The sequence below is a fragment of the Streptomyces sp. NRRL S-1022 genome, assembly GCF_000720135.1.
Classification (GTDB): Bacteria; Actinomycetota; Actinomycetes; order Streptomycetales; family Streptomycetaceae; genus Streptomyces.
This window is the reverse complement of sequence record NZ_JOIU01000029.1, coordinates 45,562-65,473: the sequence shown is the minus strand read 5'-3', so window position 1 is coordinate 65,473 and position 19,912 is coordinate 45,562. Positions and strand designations below refer to the sequence as shown.

Here is a 19,912-nt window from a genome sequence, read left to right as displayed (position 1 = left end):
GAGGAGGGGCGGCACCCCGGTGCGGGGGGTGCCGCCCCTTCGGCCTGTCCGCGGCCGGGACGGGTCACAGACCGCCGGTGTTCAGCAGCCGGTTCGGAGTGTCGGAGCGGATGCCGTGCAGGACACCGCGGGTGGCCGTGCGGTCGAGCCAGACGTGGACCTCGCGGGCCGTGGCCCGGGGGTGCGCCGACAGGTACAGCGCGATCACGCCGGTCGCGTGCGGCGCGGCCCAGGACGTCGCGCCGTAGTCCTCCGTGGTGGTCCCGCCGCCGGCGAGGGCGGCGGTCACCTGCTGGCCGGGGGCGTACAGGTCCACGCACCGCCCGTAGCCGGATCCGTACGAGCCGCCCTCGTCCCACGCGCGGTCCTTCGGGGTGGAGGCCGCGACGACGATCGTGCCGGGGACGCCGGCCGGGGAGTGCTTGCAGGCGTCGTCACGGAAGTTGCCGGCCGACACCACCGTCGGGATCCCCGCGTCGACCATCTTCTTGACGGCGGACTCCAGGGCCGCCGACCGGTGGTCGAGGTTGAGCGACATGTTCACCACCGCGGGCTTCTGCGCGTGTGCGGTCACCCACTTGACCGACTTCACCAGGGCCGCCTCGGCCGCCGACGGGGAGCCGCCGCCCTCGCTCTCGCACAGGATGCCCTGGACCCGTACGAGCTGCGCCTGGGGCGCCACCCCGTACTTCGCCCCGCCGATGACACCCGCGACGAACGTGCCGTGGCCGCCGCCGTCCTCGCTGAAGCAGTCACCGGAGTCCTTCGGGCCCACGAAGTCGGCGCCGAGGCGGGCGCGTCCGCCGAACTCCTCGTGGGTGACGTCCAGCCCCGTGTCGATCACGTAGACGTGCACGCCCTTGCCCGTGGCGGTGGTGGTGAACCTCCCGTTCAGCGGCCGTGACCGCTGGTCCAGGATGTCCAGGTTCCACGGCACGTGCCGGGTGAGGGACGGCACCCCGGTCCGCGCGGCCGCGGACAGCTTGCCCACGGCCGCGGGAGACACCGGCCCCGGACCGGACGCCGCCGGCCCCGCCTTCCCGTGCGCGGACGGCTTCCCACCGTTCCCTCCGGCTTCCCCGCCACAGGCCGAGGCCCCGAACACCGTCGCCACGGCGACCACCACCAGCCCGGCCTTCGCCACGTTCCGCATCACAACGCCCCCCGCATTCCCGCTCGGTGCACAGCCAGCGCACAAGACGACGACGGGGGGACGTGCGGTTCCGCCGCCGGACACGATCCGGGTTCGGGTCCGCCGTCCTGCGGGGTCAGCCGGCGGTCAGCAGACCGTCCACCAGGGCGCGCAGGCCCTGCTCGTACGTGTTCTCCGACGTCAGCGCCGCCCAGCGGTCCGCGACCCGGGACAGGTGGGGCAGTTCGGTCGGGTCGAGCTCCGCGAAGACCTGCTCGCGGTAGGTCGGGCGGTCGTCGGTCGTGCGGCGGCGGGCCGCCGTGGCGCGGACCAGGATCTCGCCGGCCGTGTAGTACCAGATCGAACGGTAGCCGTGGACGGCCTGGTCGAGGGTGAGGCCGGCATCCGTCAGGCCCGCGACGATCTGTTCCACGAACCAGAGGGCGGAGGTGGACATCAGGTCGTCCGCCGTCAGCACCTCGACGATCCACGGGCAGGCGGCCAGGACGTCGTGGATCGCCCGGGCCGCGGTGAGGACGCGGTCGAGCGGGTCGGCGGGCGCGGGCCCGGGGCGGTGCAGGGAGCCGGCCGCGTAGTCGTCCAGCAGGAGGAGGAGCAGCTCCTCCTTGTCGCGGACGTGGTGGTACAGGGCCATCGGCGTGCTGCCGATCTCCGTGGCGAGGCGGCGCATGGTCAGGCGGGCGACGCCCTCCTCCGTCACGATCCGGCGCGCCGTCCGGATGATCTCCTCGCGGGAGATACGGGCAGGCCGGCCGGTGGTCTTGCGGAGGGCGGGCGGTTGCGGCATGGGGTCATCATCCCCCAGGCAGCGGGGACTTCGGGGTGCGGGTGTCGACATCGGGACGGTCCGCGCGCTACTTTTCTTACATGTATAGAAATTTACGTGACCGCCCGTCGGGCGTACTGGCGGCAGCTGCCGTCGCCCAGTTCGTCGTCGCCCTGGACATGGCCGTCGTCAACGTCGCCCTCCCGGCGATCCGCTCCGCGCTCGGCTTCGCCCCGCTCGACCTGTCGTGGGTCGTGCACGTGTATGCGCTCACCTTCGGCGGGTTCCTGCTGCTCGGCGGCAGGGCCTGCGATCTGTTCGGCCGGCGCCGGCTGTTCGTGGCGGGACTGGTCGTCTTCGGGCTCTGCTCGCTCGCGGGCGGACTCGCCCGGGAACCGTGGCAGTTGATCGCCGCCCGCGCCGGGCAGGGGGCCGGCGCGGCAGCCGTCGCGCCAGCCGCGCTGGCGTTGCTGACCACCACCTTCACCGAGGGGCCGCGGCGCGTGCGCGCCCTCGGCGTGTGGAGCGGGGTCAACGCCGTGGGCGGCGCGCTGGGTGTGCTGGCCGGCGGAGTGCTGACCGAGTACGCGGGCTGGCGCTGGGTGATGCTGGTCAACCTGCCCATCGTGGCGGCGGCACTCGTCCTCGTGCACGCCGCCGTCGCCCCCGATCCCCGGCCGGTACGGCGTGAACGGCTGGACGTGCTCGGCGCCGCGCTGGCGACCGGCGGTATCGGGCTGCTGGTGTTCGGGGTCGTCCGGACCGACGTCAGGGGGTGGGCGTCCACCGCGACCTGGGGGACGCTCGCCGGTGCCGGGGTGCTGCTCGGCGCCTTCGTCGCCGTCGAGTCCCGGTCCGCCGCCCCGCTGCTGCGGCTCGGCCTGCTGCGCAGCCGCTGGGTCGCCGGGGCGAACCTGCTGGTGTTCCTGGCGGCGGCCGGGCAGTTCACCGCGTTCTACTTCGTGTCCCTCTACCTCCAGCAGGTGCTGGGCCTGGGTGCCGCCGCGACCGGTGCCGCGTTCCTGCCGTTCTGCGCGGGTTCGGTGGCGGCCACCGTCGTGGCGACCCGCATCACCGCGCACCGGTCGCCGCGCGCCTCGCTGGTGCCCGGCACGCTGTTCGCCGCCACCGGCATGGCCTGGTTCGCCGGTATCAGCCCGCACGGCGGCTTCCTCGCCGACGTGCTCGGCCCGTCCGTCCTCACGAGTATCGGCATCGGGCTGATCTTCGCGCCGGTGGCCACCGCCGCGACCACCGGGATCCGCCCCGGTGAGGCCGGTATGGCCTCCGGCGTCCTCAACAGCGCGCGCCAGCTCGGCGGTTGCGTCGGCCTGGCAACTGTGGCCACGGTCGCCGCCCACCGCACCGGCACGGCCGCCGATCCCGCCGCGCTCACCGACGGCTACGCGCTGGGTCTGGCCGTCACCGCCGCGCTCTTCCTGCTCGCGACGGTGGTCGCGGTCGGCGTCCTGCCCCGTCGCCGGTCCGCCGCCGGTCCGGCACCCATCCCTGTCGAGGAACCACGACTGGAAGGAACCCCGTCATGATCACCACCGCCATCGACCTGTTCTCCTCGGCGCTCCAGTTCCGCCCCGACGGTGACGTCCACGCCGCCGCCCGGCGGATGACGGACGGCGACCCCGGCGTCTGGCAGCTCGCCACCTTCCATGTGGAGACGGACGCCGACGTCCACGCCGACCACTGGGAGGTCCACCCCGACTGCGAGGAGGCCGTCTGCTGCCTGTCCGGCGGCGTACGGCTGTACCTCCGGCCGCTCGACGCGGACGCCCCGGAGGAGATGGTGCGACTGCGGCCGGGCACCGCCGTCGTCGTGCCCCGCAACCGCTGGCACCGACTCGAAGTGGACGCCCCCGGCGACCTGATGTCCATCACCCGCCGCACCGGCTCCCGCGTGGAGCGGCGCGACGACACCCGCTGACCCCCGGCCCCTCCGTCGGCGGGGACACACGGCTGCCGGTGTTCCCGTGCTTCCGGCGGTGGACCGAGGCGGGCGTCGAGCGGTCCCGGTTCGACTGACGGGGCGCGGGGCTCAGGCCGTGGAGCCGCCGTCGATGACCAGGTCCGTGCCGACCACCGGGGCCGCGTCGTCGGAGGCCAGGTAGAGGACGGCGGCGGCGACCTCCCGGGTGGCGGCGATCCGGCCGAGCGGGAGGGTGGCCCGGGCCCGCTCGGCCCGCTCCTGCTCCGTCTCGTCGCCGCGCAGGGACATGGGGGTGTCGGTGGCGCCGGGGCTGACCACGTTGATCCGGACGCCGTCCCGGATGTGGTCCAGGGCGGCGCCCCGGCTCAGGGCGGTCACCGCGGCCTTGGTCGCCGCGTAGGCGGCGGCCCCGGGGGAGGAGGCGTGCCGGCCGAGGCTGGAGGAGACGTTCACGATCGCGCCGCCCGCCGGCTGGGTGCGCATCTGCCGGATCTGGGCCTGGAGGGCCAGGTGGACGCCGGTGACGTTGATCGCCAGCTGCTCGTGCCAGTCCTCCTCGGGCAGGTCCGCGAGCGGCCGGCCGCCACGGAAGACGCCCGCGTTGTTGACGGCGACGTCCAGCGAGCCGAAGTGCTCCACGGCGGCCCGGACCAGCGCCCCGGCATCGGCCGCCCGGGCGACGTCGGCGGACACCGCGAGGGCCTTGCCGCCCCGTTCCCCGATCAGCCGGACGGTCTCCGCCAGGGGCTCCGGCCGCCGCCCCGCGACGACGACCCGGGCGTCCTCCGCGGCGAACGCCAGGGCGACGGCCCGGCCGATACCGGAGCCGGCCCCGGTGACGAGGACGGTGCGGCCGGCGAAGCGGTGCGACATCATGGCTCCTTGTTTTTTGACCGTTCGGTTCAGTATCGAGGCAGGAGAAAAGCCCTCCGTGGAGGGGGTTTCTCAGGCCAGCAGCGCCAGGGCCTGCTCGGCGGCGTCCCGCACCCGGGCCGGGTCCGCGCAGGCCTTGCCGACCACCCGCAGGCCCTGGAGCAGCACCAGCAGCAGCCGGGCGAGGGCCAGCGGATCGCGGTCCCCGGCCAGCTCGCCCTGCGCCCGGGCGCGGACCAGGGCGGAGTGCAGCAGGGTCTCCAGGGTGTCCCAGCTGTGCTCGACCCGGCGGGCGGCCTCCCGGTCGTGCGGGGCGAGTTCGACCGCCGTGTTGGTGACCAGGCACCCCTGCTCCCGGGTCGCCTCGGCGGCGGCCTCGGCGGCGAACCGCCGGACCAGCGCGCGCACGGCCGGCAGCACCGGGCCGGGCGGGGACAGCTCCCGCGTCAGCCGCGGGTCCTGCGCCTGCCCGTACCGGTCCAGCGCCCTCAGGTACAGCTCGTGCTTGCTGCCGAAGGTGGCGTACAGGCTCGCCTTGCCGATGCCCAGGTGCTCGACCAGATCGGCCATCGACGTCGCCTCGTAGCCGCGCCGCCAGAACAGCTCCAGGGCCGACTGCAGCGCGGCGTCGGGGTCGAATTCCTTGGTCCTGGCCACGGTTCCGCAGCCTAGACGTACTGGAACGGTCGGTCAAGAAACCTGGAGGGCGCGCACCTCGTAGGCGGCCACCCGCACCGACGCGTCGTCCAGGCACTCCCCGGTGGCCAGGTCGAAGCGCTGCTTCAGCAGCGGGGACGCCACGAACGGGCGGCCCCGGTGGGTGCCGGTCAGGCCGCGGGACAGCACGGCCGCGCCGGTGAACGGGTCGCGGTTGTCGACGGCGTACAGCCGGCCGGCGCGGTCGCGGAACAGCGCCACCTGGCGGCCGTCCGGCAGCAGGGCCGCCACCCCGCGGCCGGGGACCAGCGTGCTCAGGTCGCAGACCGTGAACCACTCGTCGGCCAGCTGGAGCTGGACCTTCAGTTCGGTCGTCTCAACTGCCAGGGTCATCGCTGGGCGCTTCCTTCCAGGACGTCGTCGGCGGGCCGCAGGCCGATGTTCAGCAGCGGCAGGTCGGGCTTGATCTGGTCGCGCTCGGGGACGAAGGAGACGACCGGGTCCGGGGTGTCCGGCGCGTTCACGAAGGACACGAACCGGGCCAGCCTCTCGGGGTCGCCCACGGTCTCCGCCCACTCGTCGCGGTAGTGGGCGACGTGCGCCCGCATGAGCTTCTCCAGCTCGTCGCAGATGCCGAGCGAGTCGTGCACCACCACGTCCCGTACGTGCTCCAGGCCGCCCGGGATGCGCTCCAGCCAGGTGCTGGTCCGCTCCAGACGGTCCGCCGTACGGATGTAGAACATCAGGAACCGGTCGATCAGCCGCACCAGTTCGGCGTCGGACAGGTCCTGGGCCAGCAGGTCGGCGTGGCGCGGGGTCGCGCCGCCGTTGCCGCCGACGTACAGGTTCCAGCCGTTCGCGGTGGCGATCACACCGAAGTCCTTCGACTGGGCCTCCGCGCACTCGCGGGCGCACCCGGACACGGCCGACTTCAGCTTGTGCGGGGACCTCAGGCCCCGGTAGCGCAGCTCCAGGTCGATCGCCATCCGCACCGAGTCCTGCACGCCGTACCGGCACCAGGTGGAACCCACACAGGACTTCACCGTGCGCAGCGACTTGCCGTACGCGTGCCCCGACTCGAAGCCGGCGTCCACCAGGCGTGCCCAGATCAGCGGCAGCTGCTCCACGCGGGCGCCGAACATGTCGATCCGCTGACCGCCGGTGATCTTCGTGTAGAGGCCGAAGTCCCGCGCGATCTCACCGATCACGATCAGCTTCTCGGGCGCGATCTCCCCGCCGGGGATCCGCGGCACCACCGAGTACGAGCCGTTCTTCTGCAGGTTGGCGAGGAAGTGGTCGTTGGTGTCCTGCAGCGCGGCCTGCTCGCCGTCCAGGACGTAGCCGCTCGCGCCGATCGCCGGGGCGAGGGAGGCGATGACCGAGCCGACCGCCGGCTTGCACACCTCGCAGCCGTCACCGCCCCGGGCGTCCTCGCGGCCGTAACGGTCCAGCAGCTCCTGGTACGAGGTGATCCGCAGCGCCCGGACGATCTCGTACAGCTCCTCGCGGGTCCGGGCGAAGCAGCCGCACAGGCCCTTGTCGACCTCGACGCCGGACGCCTCCAGCTCGGCGCCGACCAGCTGGCCCAGCACCTTCACACAACTGCCGCAGCCGGTACCCGCCTTGGTGCACTTCTTCACCTCGGGAACGCTGGTGCACCTGTGCTCGGTGACCGCGCCGCGGATCGTGCCCTTGCTGACGTTGTGGCAGGAGCAGATGATCGCCTCGTCCGGCAGCGCGGACGGGCCGAGCCGGGCCCCCTCGTCGGCTCCGGCCGGCAGGACGAGCGACTCGGGGGCGACGGGCGGCACCGAACCGGTGAGCGCGCGCAGGGTGCCGTACGCCTCCGCGTCGCCGACCAGGATGCCGCCGAGCAGCGTGCCGTCCCGGCCGACGACCAGCTTCTTGTACAGACCGGCGCGGGAGTCGGAGTAGACGACGTCCAGGCAGCCCTCGGTGGTGCCGTGGGCGTCGCCGAAGGAGGCCACGTCCACGCCGAGCAGCTTCAGCTTGGTGGACAGGTCGGCCCCGGTGAAGGAGGCCTCGTCCTCGGCGATCGTCGCCGCCACCGTCTCGGCCTGGTCGTAGCCCGGCGCCACCAGGCCGTACACCCGGCCGTCCGCGGCCAGCGCGCACTCGCCGATCGCGAACACGTGCGGGTCGGAGACGGTCCGGCACTGCTCGTCCACCGCGATGCCGCCGCGCTCGCCGACCGTGAGGCCCGCGGCGCGGGCCAGCTGGTCGCGGGGGCGGACACCGGCGCTGAACACCACCATGTCGGTGGCGAGTTGGGAGCCGTCGGACAGCTTCATGCCGGTGACGGCACCGGCCCCGTCGACGACGATCTCCTGCGTGCCCACGCCGGTGTGCACGGTCAGGCCCATGCCCTCGATGGTCCGCAGCAGCGCCGTGCCGCCGCCGTCGTCCACCTGCACCGGCATCAGCCGCGGCGCGAACTCCACGATGTGCGCCTCGACCCCGAGGCCCTTGAGGGCGCCGGCCGCCTCCAGGCCGAGCAGGCCGCCGCCGACGACGGCGCCCGTGACGGCCTTCGTCCTCGCGTACTCCTCGATGGCCAGCAGGTCCTCGATGGTCCGGTAGACGAAGCAGCCGGTGGCGTCCTTGTGGGGGACCGGCGGGACGAACGGGTAGGAGCCGGTGGCCAGGACGAGGACGTCGTAGCCGACGGTGAGCCCCGAGCGGGCGGTCACCTTCCTCGTCTCGCGGTCGATCGTCTCGGCCGGGTCGCCGATGTGCAGCTCGATGCCGTGGTCCTCGATGAACCCCATGTCGGTCAGGGAGAGGTCCTCCGGCGTCCTGCCGGAGAAGTACGAGGTGAGCTGCACGCGGTCGTAGGCCGGACGCGGTTCCTCGCACAGCACGACCACGCGGTGCGTGGCGGTCAGGCCGCGCTCGGCCAGCGCTTCGAGGAAGCGCTGGCCGACCATGCCGTGGCCGACGAGCACGATCGTGGGGGTGGCCCCCGGGGTGGCGGACATTCAGGAGCCTCCATCGTTGGTGAGCAGGTGGAGCAGGGGGCCGTCGCCGGGGAGCGGCTCGGCCCCCTCCCAGGCGCGGGCGAGCGCGCCGACGGTGCCGAGTTCGCCGACGAGGACCCCGCCGACCAGGCGGTCGTCGCGGACGACGACCTTGCGGTAGGTGCCGCGGGTGGCGTCGGCCAGCCGTACGACGTCGTCGCCGGGCCGGGCCTCCGTCTCGCCGAACGCGGCGAGATCGAAGGGGGATTCGGGGCCGGTCAGGGTCAGCCGGGTCAGCGAACGGGTGCCGGTGTAGCGGGCACCGGTGTCGCCCGCCAGCAGTGCGGCGAGCGCGTCGGCCTGTTCGAGGGCCGGGGCGGCCAGGCCGTAGACCGTGCCGTCGTGCTGGGCGCAGTCGCCGATGGCGTGGATGTGCGGGTCGGAGGTGCGCAGTTCGTCGTCCACGAGGACGCCCTTGCGCACGGCCAGGCCCGCCTGTTCGGCGAGGCCGGTGCGCGGCCGCACCCCGCAGGCCAGGACGACGAGGTCGGCGTCGAGGGCGTAGCCGTCGGCCAGTTCCACCGAGCGGACCGCGCCGGCGACGCAGCGCACGTCCCGGACCCGGCACTCGGTGTGCACCTCGACGCCCAGGCCGGTCAGGTGCCTCAGCACCAGCCGGGAGGCGTCCGGGTCGAGCTGGCGCTCCATGAGCCGCTCGGCCTGCTGGGCGAGCACCACCTGGGCGCCGCGGACGGCGAGCGCGCGGGCCGCGGAGACCCCGAGCAGCCCGCCGCCGATGACGACCGCCCGTACGCCGGGCCGCACCGCCTCGGCCAGGCCCAGGCAGTCGTCCATGGTGCGGAACGCGTGGACGCCCTCGGGGAGTCGGTGGCCGGGGGTGAACAGGCCGCGCAGCGGGGGCAGTACGGGGTTGGAGCCGGTGGCCAGGACCAGCGTGTCGTACGCGATCGACATGCCGTCGGCGCAGTCGACGGTCCGGGCGGCCCGGTCGATGCCGGTGACCCGGGTGCGCAGCAGACCCGCGGGCGGCGGGAGGGTGATCACCTCCGGCGCGTACCGGCCGGCCAGCACCTCGGCCAGCAGCACCCGGTTGTACGGGGCGTGCTCCTCGTCGCCGACGAGCAGCGCGGGCGTGCCCAGGTCGCCGAGCCGCCGGGCGAGCCGTACGCCCGCGAGGCCGGCGCCGATCACCACCACACGCGTATTCGAGGTCATGCCACGAGCGTGCGGTCCGGACGTTACCCGGTGGGATCACGTCTGTTTCCTGGGGGGAACGCTGCCCTCAGCGAAATAGGGCGGCGGGTGTGAGGAGGCGCCGTGACGCCTGTTCCCCGGGCGGGACGCGGCACACGAGCGAGGGTCCGGCGCCGGCGGGTGCACCGGTGCCGGACCCGGCGCGTGTCAGTACGCGCGCGACACGAGGGCGACGTTCCCCGGCTGGTCGTCGGCGTCGGGGACCGAGCCGTCCGCGGCGACGAGGCACCGCACGGACACGCCCTGTTCGGCGAGGGCCGCCTCGCCCTCCGGGCCCAGCGTGGCCCAGGGGATGCGCGCCCAGCCGGTGGCCGCGGCCTCCGCGGCCTCCTCGATCGTGGCCGCGTCGACCGTGCGGTCCCTGCGGCGCTCGCGGGACTGCGCGAGCAGCAGTGCCTGGTCCTCCTCCAGGACCTTGGGGAGCAGCGCTTCGAGTTCCCCGGTCCGCACGGGCTCCTTGCCGCCGGGGATACGGCGGGCCAGCATCGCGGTGCCGTTCTCCAGGTCGCGCGGGCCCACCTCGATGCGGACCGGCACACCCTTGAGTTCCCAGTCGACGGCGCGCCGGCCGAAGGGGATGTCGGTGCGGTCGTCGACCTGGACGCGCACACCCGCGGCCCTGAGCCTGTCACTGATCTCACGGACCTTGGCGATCACCGTGTCGTCGCCCTTGATCGCGAGCACGACGGCCTGGACCGGCGCCAGCCGCGGCGGCACGCGAAGTCCGCTGTCGTCGCCGTGCGACATGATCAGACCGCCGACCATCCGGGTCGACACACCCCAGGAGGTCTGCCACACCAGCTCCTGCCTGCCCTCCTTGGACAGGTACTGGGTGTGGAAGGCCCTGGCGAAGTTCTGGCCCAGCTCATGGCTGGTGCCCATCTGCAGCGCCTTGCCGTCGCCCATCATGCCCTCGAGGGTGAGGGTGTTGATCGCGCCGGCGAAGCGCTCCCTGGCGGTCTTGCGGCCGAGGACCACGTCGATGCCCAGGACGTTGACCATGAAGTCGTAGTAGACGTCCCGGTGGATGCGGGAGGCGTAGGCGCGGGCGTCCTCATAGGTGGCGTGGGCGGTGTGCCCCTCCTGCCAGAGGAACTCGGTCGTACGGAGGAAGACCCGCGGACGCATCTCCCAACGCACGACGTTCGCCCACTGGTTGATGAGCAGGGGCAGGTCCCGGTAGCTCTGCACCCACTTCGAGAAGTACTCGTTGACGATCGTCTCGGAGGTGGGCCGGACGACGATCGGCTCCTCCAGTTCCTTGCCCCCGCCGTGCGTGACGACCGCGAGTTCGGGGGCGAAGCCCTCGACGTGCTCGGCTTCCCTGGTCAGGTAGGACTGCGGGATGAAGAGCGGGAAGTAGGCGTTGGAGGCACCCGCGGCCTTGATGCGGGAGTCCATCTCCTGCTGCATCCGCTCCCACAGCCCGTACCCGTACGGTCGGATGACCATGGTGCCGCGCACCGGGCCGTTGTCTGCCAGCTCGGCCTTGCCGATCAGTTCCTGGTACCAGCGGGGGAAGTCTTCCGCCCGGGGCGTGAGAACGGGTGCCTTTGCCATAGCGCGCATGCTAGAGCGCGCCTCCGACCGTGCGCGAATCACTTCTTCCGCGAGCGGGACCCGGCCGGCCCGGCGGTCAGCGGGTGCGCAGGAGGTCCACCAGGCCGGTGGTGTCCTCCCCGGCGTGGCCGTCGGCCAGCCTGCGGCGCATCAGCTCCAGGAACGGGGTGATCAGCTCCGGGCTCACGCCCTGTTCCGCGGCCGTGCGCAGCAGCGTCCCGCTGCCGGCGACCTGCATCGCCAGGTTGGAGACGACTCCGGTGGTGTAGTCGCCGGAGACCAGCCGTTCGGCCGTCTCCCGCGCCATGCCGGACATCGCGTCCAGCCACGGCACGAGCAGCGCGGCGAAGTCCTGGGGCGCCACGTCCGTCCCGCGCAGCAGCGCGAACGCGTGGGTGATCCCGGCGAACATGCCGTACATCCCGCTCAGCAGCGCCACGTCGTGCAGCGCGGCGAGACCGGGGTCGGCGCCGACGTACTCGGTGCCGGCCGGGACGGCGAGGGTGTCCCGGTGCTCCTCGAACAGCTCCTGGTGGCCGCTGTAGAGCACGAAGGCGCCGGGCACACCGATCATCGGCGGTACGGCCATGATCCCGCCGTCCAGGAACCGGGCGCCCCGCTTCTCGGCCCAGGCGGCGCGCTCCCGGGCTTCGGCCGGAGTGCCGGTGGTGAGGTTCACCAGGTCCCGGCCGCCCAGCTCCGCGGAGTCCAGGGCGGTGCCCACCGAGGCGTCGTCCAGCAGACAGGCCACGACGAGCCGGTTCGCGGCCACCGCCTCCGCCGCGCTCCCCGCCGCCACCGCGCCCTCGGCGGTCAGCGCGGCCGTCCGGCCGGGCGTGCGGTTCCACACGGTCAGCGGATGCCCGGCGGCGAGCCAGGCCCGCCCGAGCGCGGTGCCCATCGCACCGGTGCCGAGCAGGGTCAGAGGAGTACGGGGCGCGGAGGAAGAGGAGGTGTCGGTCATGGCGACTAGGCTCACCCGTGGAACCGCCGCGCAGAAGTACGTACTTGTAAGTAGGTGGTTACCAGCGGGAAAGGGTGCAGGTCGGAAGGGGGAGGACCATGCCGGTGGGACGGCGGCCGGGGGCCCGCATGTGCGGGACCGACGCGGCGATGGACATCATCGACGGCAAGTGGAAGGTGTCGATCCTGTGGGTGCTGGGCGAATGCGGCACATGCCGCTTCGGTGAACTGCGCCGGCGGCTGCCCGGTGTCACGGAGAAGGTGCTCGCCGCGCAGCTGCGCGAGCTGGAGGCCGACGGTGTCGTGCACCGCGAGGAGTACGACGAGGTGCCGCCCCGCGTCGAGTACACGCTGACCCAGAGCGGCCGGCAGCTGAACGAGGCGCTGGAGCCGCTCGCCGGCTGGGGGATGCGGCACGTCCTGAGCCGGATACCGGAGCCGCGCTGAGCCTGCCGGGGCCGCACCGGGCCTTCAGCGGCTGCCCGTCAGATGGGCGAACACCACCACGTTGCCCTGGTAGCCGGTGGTCCGGGAGTAGCCCCCGCCGCAGGTGATGACGCGCAGTTCGGGGCGGGGGGCCGCGCCGTACACCTTGTCGTCGGGGAAGTCGTGCGCCGAGTACACCTCCACCGCGTCCACGGTGAACACGGCCACCGAGCCGTCCCGGCGGTCGACCTCGATGCGGGCGCCCCGCTTCAGCGCGCCCAGGTCGTAGAAGACGGCGGGGCCCTCGGTGTTGTCGACGTGCCCGGCGACGATCGCGGTGCCCGTCTCGCCGGGGGTGGTGCCGGCCTCGTACCAGCCGGCGAGGTTCTTCTCCTTGGCGGGCGGCGCGTCCAGGCTGCCGGAGCGGGTGAGGGCCAGGCCCGTCAGCGGGGCGTTCACCCGGATCGCGGGGATGCGGATGCGCAGCGGCGGGGAGGGGGCGAGCGCGGGGGCGCCGGCATGTTCACCGGCCGGGTCCGGGCGGCCCTCGGCGACTGACGGCTGTGGGGGCGTGCCGGGGCGGGTGCCGCCGCCCAGCAGCCACACCCCGGAGCCGAGGGCCACGACGGTGACGGCGGCTATGGCGGTGTCGCCGAGCCGGGCGGCCCTGCCCCGCCCGCCGCCGCGGCCCCGCCGGCGGCCCCTGCTCCCGCTGCCGCTGCCGCTGCCGCTGCCGCCGCTGCCGGACCCGGCGCCGCTGCCGGACCCGGCGCCGGTGGCGCACTCTGCGCAGGAGCCGCACGCGGCACCACCGCCGCACCCCGCGCCGCCGTACCGGCCGCTCACGCCGCTCCCGGCGTTCCTGCGCATGGCAAACCCCTCTCCCGGGGGGCGGCCCCCCGAAGCACCCTCCCCCTCCGGGCCGCGAGGGGCGTCGGACCCGGAGGGGGCGGGATGTGCGGTACCGCGGACGGACAGCGGAGGGTGTCCGTCAGATCCCGTCGCCTCTCGCCCGGCGATGCAGGAGCCAGGTACCGCCCGCGGCGGCGACGGCCAGTGCCGCCACACCCGCCGCGGTCTGTACGGGGTCGGGGCCCAGTCCGCCGCCGACCCCCGTCTTCACGCTTCCCCGCGGCTGCACCTGCTCGTGCGCCGCGCTCAACGCCACCACCAGATCGCCCGTCACCTGCCGGTCGCCCACGGCACACCGGGCGACGATCTCGTACGTCCCCGGCTGCGCGCTCGGCGGCACCCGGAACTGGCCGATCGCCTCGCCGTCGTGCGCGCTGGGCGCCAGCATGAACGTGCCGGCACCGACCGCGCCCGCGTCCCCGGTCGCGGCGCCCGCGTCCCCGCACGCGGCCGTGTTCACCGAGACCTGGCCACCGGGCGCCACGGTGGACGGGTACACATCCAGACGGCCGGTCCCCACGGCGTGGGCCGGTGCCGCGGCGGCCACGGCGAGCGCGGTACCGGCCAGCACACGGGCAGTGCGTCGCATGGTGCTCCCCAGAGCTCGTCCGACTCGTCCAGGGGTGCGCCCCTGCCCTTCCGAGGTAAGTCGCAGTCGGGGAGATCCGCTTGCCGAGGCGGGCCGGCGATGCGGTGAACGGGTGGCGCGAACGGCCCCCCACACGGCCCAGCCGGGAAGTGTTCCGGCAGGTCAGGGCCGTGTGAGGGGCCGGGTGCGAAGAGCACACGATTGGCCTCCACCCGCCGGCCGCACCCCGTGCGCGGGGCGGCGGCCGGCCGTGGTGCCGCTCGCGTCAGGTGACGTTGACCGCGCTCCAGGCGGCGGCCACCGCGTTGTACTCCGCGCTGCTCGCGCCGTAGAGGTCCTTGGCGGCGTTCAGCGTGGCCGTACGGGCGCCCTTGTAGTTCGTCGACGAGGTCATGTAGACCGTCAGCGCCCGGTACCAGATTCTGCCGGCCTTGTCCCGGCCGATGCCGGTGACCGCCGAGCCGTTGTACGTCGGCGAGTCGTAGCCGACGCCGTTGATGGTCTTCGCCCCGCTGCCCTCGGCGAGCAGGTAGGCGAAGTGGTTGGCGACGCCGGAGGAGTAGTGGACGTCGAGGTTGCCGACCGAGGAGCTCCAGTAGTCGGCGGAACTGCCGTCCTTGGACGGCTTGTCCATGAAGCGCAGGGCCGCCTTGCCGAAGCCGGGCTTCACGATCTTCTCGCCGATGAGGTAGTCACCGGTGTCGGAGGAGTTGTTCGCGTACCACTCCACCATCGTGCCGAGGATGTCGGAGGTGGCCTCGTTCAGGCCGCCGGACTCGCCGGAGTAGGTCAGCGCGGCGGTCTTGGACGTGACGCCGTGCGTCATCTCGTGCCCGGCGACGTCGAGGGCGACCAGCGGACCGAAGGTGGTCCCGTCACCGTCGCCGTAGGTCATGCAGAAGCAACTGTCGTCCCAGAAGGCGTTGTTGTAGTTGCTGCCGTAGTGGACGCGGTTGTACGAGCCCTTGCCGTCGCCGGCGATGCCGTTGCGGCCGTGGATGTTCTTGTAGTAGTCCCAGGTCTCGTCGGTGCCGTACTGGGCGTCGACGGCGGCCGAGGCGCGGTCCGCCGTGGTGCCCGTGCCCCAGTGGTTGTCGGCGTCGGTGAACAGGGTCGCCGGGGCCCGGCTGAAGCAGATGCCGAAGAAGCACAGGTCGGTCTTGCCCTCGGCGTCACCGGTGTAGGTGTTGCCGCGGGTCGGGTCCTTCAGCTGGTACGACGACCCGGACTGGGTCGACTCCAGCGGGACCGTCCCGCTGTACAGGGACGCGCCGTCGCCGGTGGCCGTCTCGATGCTGTCCCAGGCGTCGATCTGCGCGCCGGTGCGGGCGTCGGTCAGCACGGTGCGGGCGACGGGGTTGCCGAGCGAGTCCAGGCCGGCGGCGTTGGTCCGCCAGGCGAGCCGGGGGCTGCCGTGCAGGGCGTCGACCACCAGCTCCGGTTTGGCCTTGACCTGCTTCAGCTTCTCCCCGAGGTTGGCCGCGCGCAGGGCGTTCACGGCGAGGCCGGCGGCCTGCGGGCCGGAGACCTCCGGGGTGACGGAGGGCACGGAGACGGCCTGCCGGGTGGCGCGGTCGGCGCTGCGGTAGGCGCCGTCCGGGGCCAGGTGGACGACGAAGTCGCCGCCCAGCACCGGCAGGTGCCGGTAGGTGCGGTCGTAGCGGACGTGCTGGGTGCCGTCCTTGTCCACGATCACGTCCCGGACACTGGTGTCCTGGGCGGAGGTGAGGCCCAGGGACGAGGCGTGGGCCAGCAGGGCCGACGCCGCGTTCTCGATCGCGGTGGCCCGGGTCGGTCTGCCGTCGGCGTGGGCGGCGGGGGAGAGGCTGACGGCCAGCAGGGTCGCGGTGGCGAAGGCGACACCGGCGGTGGCCGTGCGACGGGTTCCTCGGACGTGCTGCCGTATCCGGCTCATCTGTCTCCTCGGGGAGGCGCCAGGCTAGGCGTGGGGGTGGCGCTCGTGTCCCCGAGATTTAAGTGGCCATGACATGTCATGTCCATAGCCTCTTCATGGAGATGTGTGGGGAGCCGGCGGGGGTACAGAATCGTTTCCGTGACCGCCGAGGACCCCCGCGAGGACTTCCGCCCCCTGCCCTTCTTCGTCTACGGCACCCTCCGCCCCGGCGAGGCCAACCACGACCTCCTGCTGCGCGGCCGCACCCTCGCCGAGGAACCGGGGCACCTCACCGGCGCCGTGCTGTACGACGGCCCGGGCTACCCCTACGCCGTCGAGGAACCCGGCGCAGCCGTGCGCGGGGAACTGGTGACCGCCCGGCCGGAGGCGTACGGGGAACTGCTCGCCGCGCTGGACCGGCTGGAGGAGTACGTGCCGGGCGACCCCCGCAACCTCTACGTCCGCGCGGCCCGGGACGTCGTACGCCCCGCCGGCGGCACCGTCCGGGCCTGGGTGTACCTCGCCGCCCCGCCTGTCGCCGCCCGGCTGCGGGCCACCGGCACCCGGATCGCGGACGGCGACTGGCTCTCCCGCCGCTGACTCAGCCCAGCAGGGCCAGCCCCCCGGGCACCTCGATGCCGAACTCCTGCGCGACCAGGCGCCGCGCCTCCGACTCGTCCGTCAGCGTCCGCTCGGTCACCGTGCCGTCGGCGAGGGTCTCGGTGAACCGGGCGCCGTCCAGGGCGAGATGGCGGTCCGCGGTGGTCCGCTGGAGGTAGGGGCGGCGGGTGAAGGGGGAGCGCGGGTGGGTGCCGACGAACCAGTTGAACACCTCGAAGTCGGCCGGGGCGAACGGCTCCTGCGTGAACGCGTACTGACCGGACCAGCCGCCGCGCGCCGCGTGCGCCTGCAACTCCCACAGCTCCAGCGGCCCTTCGTGCGGCAGCCGCACCAGCCGGTGCCGGCGCCCGGCGCCCTCGAACTCGGTGCCGGTCACCAGCGGCACCGGCAGCAGCAGCGCGCCGACCGCGCCGAAGCCGACGTCCGCCAGCCACGGCTGCGGTTCGCCCGCCACCTCGACCCGGAGCATCGCGTGTGTCCGGGGCCGGCTCTCGGGGGTCTCGGCGCCCACCACCACCCGGCCGGCCAGCGGGGTCACCCGGAAGCCGAGCGCCTCCAGCGCCAGCCGCAGGAGGGTGTTGTGCTCGTAGCAGTAGCCGCCGCGCCGGCCGTGGACCAGCTTGGCCATCAGGTCGGCGGGCGCCAGGGAGGGGGCCGCGCCCCGCACCGGGTCCAGGTTCTCGAACGGCAGCGACAGCGCGTGCGCCAGGTGCACGCCGCGCAGGGTGGCCAGGTCGGCCCGCCGCCCGCCCTTCCAGCCGATGCGGTCGAGGTAGGCGTCCAGGTCGTACGGCTCGCTCCGTCCGTCCTGTCCGTTCCGTGCGGTCTGCTCGATGTCGGCCATGTACCGAACCTATGCGAGTCCCGCCGGCCGTGCGGCATCCGGCGGACCGGACCGCGCTACCTCCCTGGCCCCAGGACCTCCACCCGCACCGCGCACGACTTGAACTCCGGCATCCGGGACGTCGGGTCCAGGGCCGGGTTGGTGAGCGTGTTCGCGCGGCCCTCGCCCGGCCAGTGGAACGGCATGAAGACGGTGTCCGGCCGGATGGCGCTGGTGATCCGCGCCGGCGCCACGGCCCGGCCGCGCCGGGACACGACGGCCACGCGGTCGCCCTCCGCCGCGCCCAGCCGGGCCGCGAGCCGCGGATGCAGCTCCACGAACGGCCCGGGCGCCGCCGCGTTCAGCTCCGCCACCCGCCGGGTCTGCGCCCCCGACTGGTACTGCGCCACCACCCGCCCGGTGGTCAGCAGCAACGGGTACTCACCGTCCGGCTCCTCCGCCGTCCCCCGGTACACCACCGGCACGAACCGGGCCCGCCCGTCGGCCGTGGCGAACGCGTCGAGGAAGAGCCGGGGAGTACCGGGATGAACGGGCGGCACGACGGGGGCGCGCCCGGCATCCACCGGCGAACGGCCGTCCAGCGCGCCGGTGTCAGCCGCCGGGCCGTCGGGCAGCGCGGCCGGCGTCGCGTCCTCGCCGTCACCGACGGCGGAGCCCCCGGCCCCGGCCCCCGCCGGGGCCGCGCCCCCGGCGCCGCCCCCCGTCCCCGCCGCCTCCTGCGGACAGGGCCAGAAGACGCCGTTCTCCTCGGTCAGGCGGCGGTAGGTGATGCCGGAGTAGTCGGCGGGTCCGCCCGCGCTGGCGCGGCGGAGTTCCTCGAAGACTTCCTCGGGGTCGGTCGGGAAACCCTTCTCCACGCCGAGGCGGTCGGCCAGCTCGTGCAGGACGTGGAGGTCGCTGTGGACACCGGGCGGCGGAGCGACCGCCCGGCGGCGCAGCAGCACGCGGCCCTCCAGGCTGGTCGTCGTGCCCGTCTCCTCCGCCCACTGGGTGACCGGCAGCACCACGTCCGCCAGCTCCGCCGTCTCGGACAGCACGACGTCGGCCACCGCGAGGAAGTCCAGCGAGCGCAGGCGCTCCTCGACGTGGGCGGCGCGCGGGGCCGACACCACCGGGTTGGAGCCCATCAGCAGCAGCGCCCGGATGTCCGTACCGAGGGCGTCGAGGAGTTCGTACGCGCTGCGCCCGGGCCCGGGCAGGCTGTCCGGGTCCACCCCCCACACACCGGCCACGTGCGCCCGCGCCGCCGGGTCGTCCAGCTTGCGGTACCCGGGCAACTGGTCGGCCTTCTGGCCGTGTTCGCGTCCGCCCTGCCCGTTGCCCTGCCCGGTCAGGCAGCCGTACCCGGACAGCGGGCGGCCCGCCCGGCCGGTGGCCAGGCACAGGTTGATCCAGGCGCCCACCGTGTCCGTGCCCTGCGACTGCTGCTCCGGCCCGCGCGCGGTGAGCACCATCGCCGCCTCCGGCTCGCAGAACATCCGTACCGCCTCGCGCAGGTGCGGCACCGGCACCCCGGTGATCCGCTCCACGTGCTCCGGCCAGTGCGCCATCGCCGCGGCCCGGGCCTCCGCCCAGCCGGTGGTCCGTTCCCGGATGTACTCCTCGTCCGTCCGCCCCTCGGCCACCACCAGGTGCAGCAGGCCGAGGGCGAGCGCGAGATCGGTGCCGGGCCGGGGCGCGAGGTGCAGGTCGGCCTGCTCGGCGGTCCTGGTCCGGCGCGGGTCGACGACGATCAGCGTGCCGCCGTTCTCCCGCAGTTCCGTGAAGAAGCGCAGCGACGGGGGCATGGTCTCGGCCGGGTTGGACCCGACGAGGATCACGCACCCGGTCTTCGGGACGTCCTCCAGCGGGAACGGCAGCCCCCGGTCCAGACCGAACGCCTTCGTGCCGGCCGCCGCGGCCGACGACATGCAGAACCGGCCGTTGTAGTCGATCTGCGAGGTGCCCAGCACCACCCGCGCGAACTTGCCGAGCGTGTACGCCTTCTCGTTGGTCAGCCCGCCCCCGCCGAACACCCCGACCGCGTCCGCGCCGTACCGCTCCCGGGTCGCCGAGAGCCGCTCGGCGATCCGGTCCAGCGCCTCGGGCCAGCCCGCCTCCACCAGCCGGCCGCCCTCCCGCACCAGCGGCGCGGTCAGCCGTACCGCCGGGGACAGCACCTGTGCCGCCGTACGGCCCTTGCCGCACAGCGCGCCCCGGTTGACGGGGAAGTCCGGGCGCTCGGTGACCTCGACGCCCCCCTGGGGCAGGGGCGTGATGTTCATCCCGCACTGCAAGGCGCAGTACGGGCAGTGGGTGGGCGTCGAGGTGTTCTCCATACCGCCCAGCGTGCGTCCGGTGTGTTACGGCCCCGTGCCGCATCCGGTTACGCCCCCGGCACGGCGACCTCCCCGCGCCGCCCCGCCCGCCGTGAGGCCACGGTCGGCGCACACCGCCGGCGCACGCCGTCTCCGCACGCC

At 73.9% G+C, this 19,912-nt stretch carries 18 protein-coding genes; 4 read left to right on the top strand and 14 right to left on the bottom strand.

From position 1 onward, the window contains the following. Positions 1 to 64: 64 nt before the first annotated feature. Together IG05_RS0134025 and IG05_RS0134020 are read right to left on the bottom strand one after the other, a co-directional pair. Positions 65 to 991 (bottom strand): S8 family peptidase, encoded by a 927-nt coding sequence (locus IG05_RS0134025; protein WP_234336134.1) that lies wholly within the window; start codon positions 989 to 991, stop codon positions 65 to 67. 277 nt (positions 992 to 1,268) lie between these two features. Beyond that, positions 1,269 to 1,940 (bottom strand): TetR/AcrR family transcriptional regulator, encoded by a 672-nt coding sequence (locus IG05_RS0134020; RefSeq protein ID WP_030347924.1) that lies wholly within the window; start codon positions 1,938 to 1,940, stop codon positions 1,269 to 1,271. An 80-nt stretch (positions 1,941 to 2,020) separates the two neighbouring features. Here IG05_RS0134020 and IG05_RS0134015 point away from each other — a divergent pair, with 80 nt between their 5' ends. Both IG05_RS0134015 and IG05_RS0134010 read left to right on the top strand, forming a co-directional pair. After that, on the top strand, positions 2,021 to 3,466 hold the full coding sequence (locus tag IG05_RS0134015) for an MFS transporter (RefSeq protein ID WP_030347923.1): 1,446 nt from the start codon (positions 2,021 to 2,023) through the stop codon (positions 3,464 to 3,466). Continuing rightward, the gene (locus IG05_RS0134010) at positions 3,463 to 3,858 is read left to right on the top strand and encodes a cupin domain-containing protein (protein ID WP_030347922.1); all 396 of its coding nucleotides are present in this window, start codon (positions 3,463 to 3,465) and stop codon (positions 3,856 to 3,858) included. The genes IG05_RS0134015 and IG05_RS0134010 overlap by 4 nt, the downstream gene beginning before the upstream one ends. 111 nt (positions 3,859 to 3,969) lie before the next feature. Here IG05_RS0134010 and IG05_RS0134005 read toward each other — a convergent pair whose 3' ends face one another. From IG05_RS0134005 to IG05_RS0133975, 7 genes are all read right to left on the bottom strand, one after another. Then, a complete protein-coding gene (locus IG05_RS0134005) occupies positions 3,970 to 4,737 on the bottom strand; it encodes an SDR family NAD(P)-dependent oxidoreductase (protein ID WP_030347921.1) in 768 nt (255 codons plus the stop codon). A gap of 69 nt (positions 4,738 to 4,806) precedes the next feature. Beyond that, positions 4,807 to 5,391, bottom strand: coding sequence for a TetR/AcrR family transcriptional regulator (locus tag IG05_RS0134000; protein ID WP_030347920.1), 585 nt, complete (start codon positions 5,389 to 5,391; stop codon positions 4,807 to 4,809). A gap of 33 nt (positions 5,392 to 5,424) precedes the next feature. Continuing rightward, entirely contained in the window at positions 5,425 to 5,784 is a 360-nt protein-coding gene (gene nirD, locus IG05_RS0133995) for a nitrite reductase small subunit NirD (RefSeq protein ID WP_030347919.1), read from the bottom strand. Beyond that, positions 5,781 to 8,390, bottom strand: a complete 2,610-nt coding sequence (gene nirB / locus IG05_RS0133990; RefSeq protein ID WP_030347918.1) for a nitrite reductase large subunit NirB — start codon at positions 8,388 to 8,390, stop codon at positions 5,781 to 5,783. The genes nirD and nirB overlap by 4 nt, the downstream gene beginning before the upstream one ends. Beyond that, the gene (locus IG05_RS0133985; RefSeq protein WP_030347917.1) at positions 8,391 to 9,605 is read right to left on the bottom strand and encodes an NAD(P)/FAD-dependent oxidoreductase; all 1,215 of its coding nucleotides are present in this window, start codon (positions 9,603 to 9,605) and stop codon (positions 8,391 to 8,393) included. 186 nt (positions 9,606 to 9,791) lie between these two features. After that, positions 9,792 to 11,204 (bottom strand): proline--tRNA ligase, encoded by a 1,413-nt coding sequence (proS, locus tag IG05_RS0133980; protein WP_030347916.1) that lies wholly within the window; start codon positions 11,202 to 11,204, stop codon positions 9,792 to 9,794. 76 nt (positions 11,205 to 11,280) lie between these two features. Next, entirely contained in the window at positions 11,281 to 12,168 is an 888-nt protein-coding gene (locus IG05_RS0133975; protein WP_030347915.1) for an NAD(P)-dependent oxidoreductase, read from the bottom strand. A gap of 98 nt (positions 12,169 to 12,266) precedes the next feature. Here IG05_RS0133975 and IG05_RS0133970 point away from each other — a divergent pair, with 98 nt between their 5' ends. Continuing rightward, positions 12,267 to 12,614, top strand: a complete 348-nt coding sequence (locus IG05_RS0133970) for a winged helix-turn-helix transcriptional regulator (RefSeq protein ID WP_030347914.1) — start codon at positions 12,267 to 12,269, stop codon at positions 12,612 to 12,614. 24 nt (positions 12,615 to 12,638) lie between these two features. On the opposite strand, the gene IG05_RS0133965 is transcribed toward IG05_RS0133970, so the two are convergent. From IG05_RS0133965 to IG05_RS0133950, 3 genes are all read right to left on the bottom strand, one after another. Beyond that, complete coding sequence (locus IG05_RS0133965) at positions 12,639 to 13,235, bottom strand: class F sortase (RefSeq protein ID WP_030347913.1); 597 nt, start codon at positions 13,233 to 13,235, stop codon at positions 12,639 to 12,641. Between the two features lie 349 nt (positions 13,236 to 13,584). Continuing rightward, positions 13,585 to 14,094, bottom strand: coding sequence for a hypothetical protein (locus IG05_RS0133955; protein ID WP_030347912.1), 510 nt, complete (start codon positions 14,092 to 14,094; stop codon positions 13,585 to 13,587). A 265-nt stretch (positions 14,095 to 14,359) separates the two neighbouring features. After that, positions 14,360 to 16,009, bottom strand: a complete 1,650-nt coding sequence (locus IG05_RS0133950) for a M4 family metallopeptidase (RefSeq protein WP_030347911.1) — start codon at positions 16,007 to 16,009, stop codon at positions 14,360 to 14,362. A gap of 138 nt (positions 16,010 to 16,147) precedes the next feature. Between IG05_RS0133950 and IG05_RS0133945 the strand changes: the two genes are divergently transcribed. After that, a complete protein-coding gene (locus IG05_RS0133945; protein ID WP_037815185.1) occupies positions 16,148 to 16,588 on the top strand; it encodes a gamma-glutamylcyclotransferase family protein in 441 nt (146 codons plus the stop codon). A gap of 1 nt (position 16,589) precedes the next feature. Here the strand turns inward: IG05_RS0133945 and IG05_RS0133940 are convergent, their stop codons facing one another. Then, positions 16,590 to 17,453: an arylamine N-acetyltransferase family protein gene (locus tag IG05_RS0133940; RefSeq protein WP_051790542.1), complete on the bottom strand. Its 864-nt coding sequence runs from the start codon at positions 17,451 to 17,453 to the stop codon at positions 16,590 to 16,592. Between the two features lie 56 nt (positions 17,454 to 17,509). Then, positions 17,510 to 19,771, bottom strand: coding sequence for a molybdopterin oxidoreductase family protein (locus tag IG05_RS0133935; protein ID WP_030347908.1), 2,262 nt, complete (start codon positions 19,769 to 19,771; stop codon positions 17,510 to 17,512). Between the last annotated feature and the right edge of the window lie 141 nt (positions 19,772 to 19,912).

Bases quoted from the DNA above. Each gene is read 5' to 3' on its own strand.
- IG05_RS0134020 (WP_030347924.1), bottom strand. From the start codon at position 1,940: ATGCCGCAACCGCCCGCCCTCCGCAAGACCACCGGCCGGCCTGCCCGT.
- IG05_RS0134015 (WP_030347923.1), top strand. From the start codon at position 2,021: ATGTATAGAAATTTACGTGACCGCCCGTCGGGCGTACTGGCGGCAGCT.
- IG05_RS0134010 (WP_030347922.1), top strand. From the start codon at position 3,463: ATGATCACCACCGCCATCGACCTGTTCTCCTCGGCGCTCCAGTTCCGC.
- IG05_RS0134005 (WP_030347921.1), bottom strand. From the start codon at position 4,737: ATGATGTCGCACCGCTTCGCCGGCCGCACCGTCCTCGTCACCGGGGCC.
- nirD (WP_030347919.1), bottom strand. From the start codon at position 5,784: ATGACCCTGGCAGTTGAGACGACCGAACTGAAGGTCCAGCTCCAGCTG.
- nirB (WP_030347918.1), bottom strand. From the start codon at position 8,390: ATGTCCGCCACCCCGGGGGCCACCCCCACGATCGTGCTCGTCGGCCAC.
- IG05_RS0133985 (WP_030347917.1), bottom strand. From the start codon at position 9,605: ATGACCTCGAATACGCGTGTGGTGGTGATCGGCGCCGGCCTCGCGGGC.
- proS (WP_030347916.1), bottom strand. From the start codon at position 11,204: ATGGCAAAGGCACCCGTTCTCACGCCCCGGGCGGAAGACTTCCCCCGC.
- IG05_RS0133975 (WP_030347915.1), bottom strand. From the start codon at position 12,168: ATGACCGACACCTCCTCTTCCTCCGCGCCCCGTACTCCTCTGACCCTG.
- IG05_RS0133970 (WP_030347914.1), top strand. From the start codon at position 12,267: ATGCCGGTGGGACGGCGGCCGGGGGCCCGCATGTGCGGGACCGACGCG.
- IG05_RS0133955 (WP_030347912.1), bottom strand. From the start codon at position 14,094: ATGCGACGCACTGCCCGTGTGCTGGCCGGTACCGCGCTCGCCGTGGCC.
- IG05_RS0133950 (WP_030347911.1), bottom strand. From the start codon at position 16,009: ATGAGCCGGATACGGCAGCACGTCCGAGGAACCCGTCGCACGGCCACC.
- IG05_RS0133940 (WP_051790542.1), bottom strand. From the start codon at position 17,453: ATGGCCGACATCGAGCAGACCGCACGGAACGGACAGGACGGACGGAGC.
- IG05_RS0133935 (WP_030347908.1), bottom strand. From the start codon at position 19,771: ATGGAGAACACCTCGACGCCCACCCACTGCCCGTACTGCGCCTTGCAG.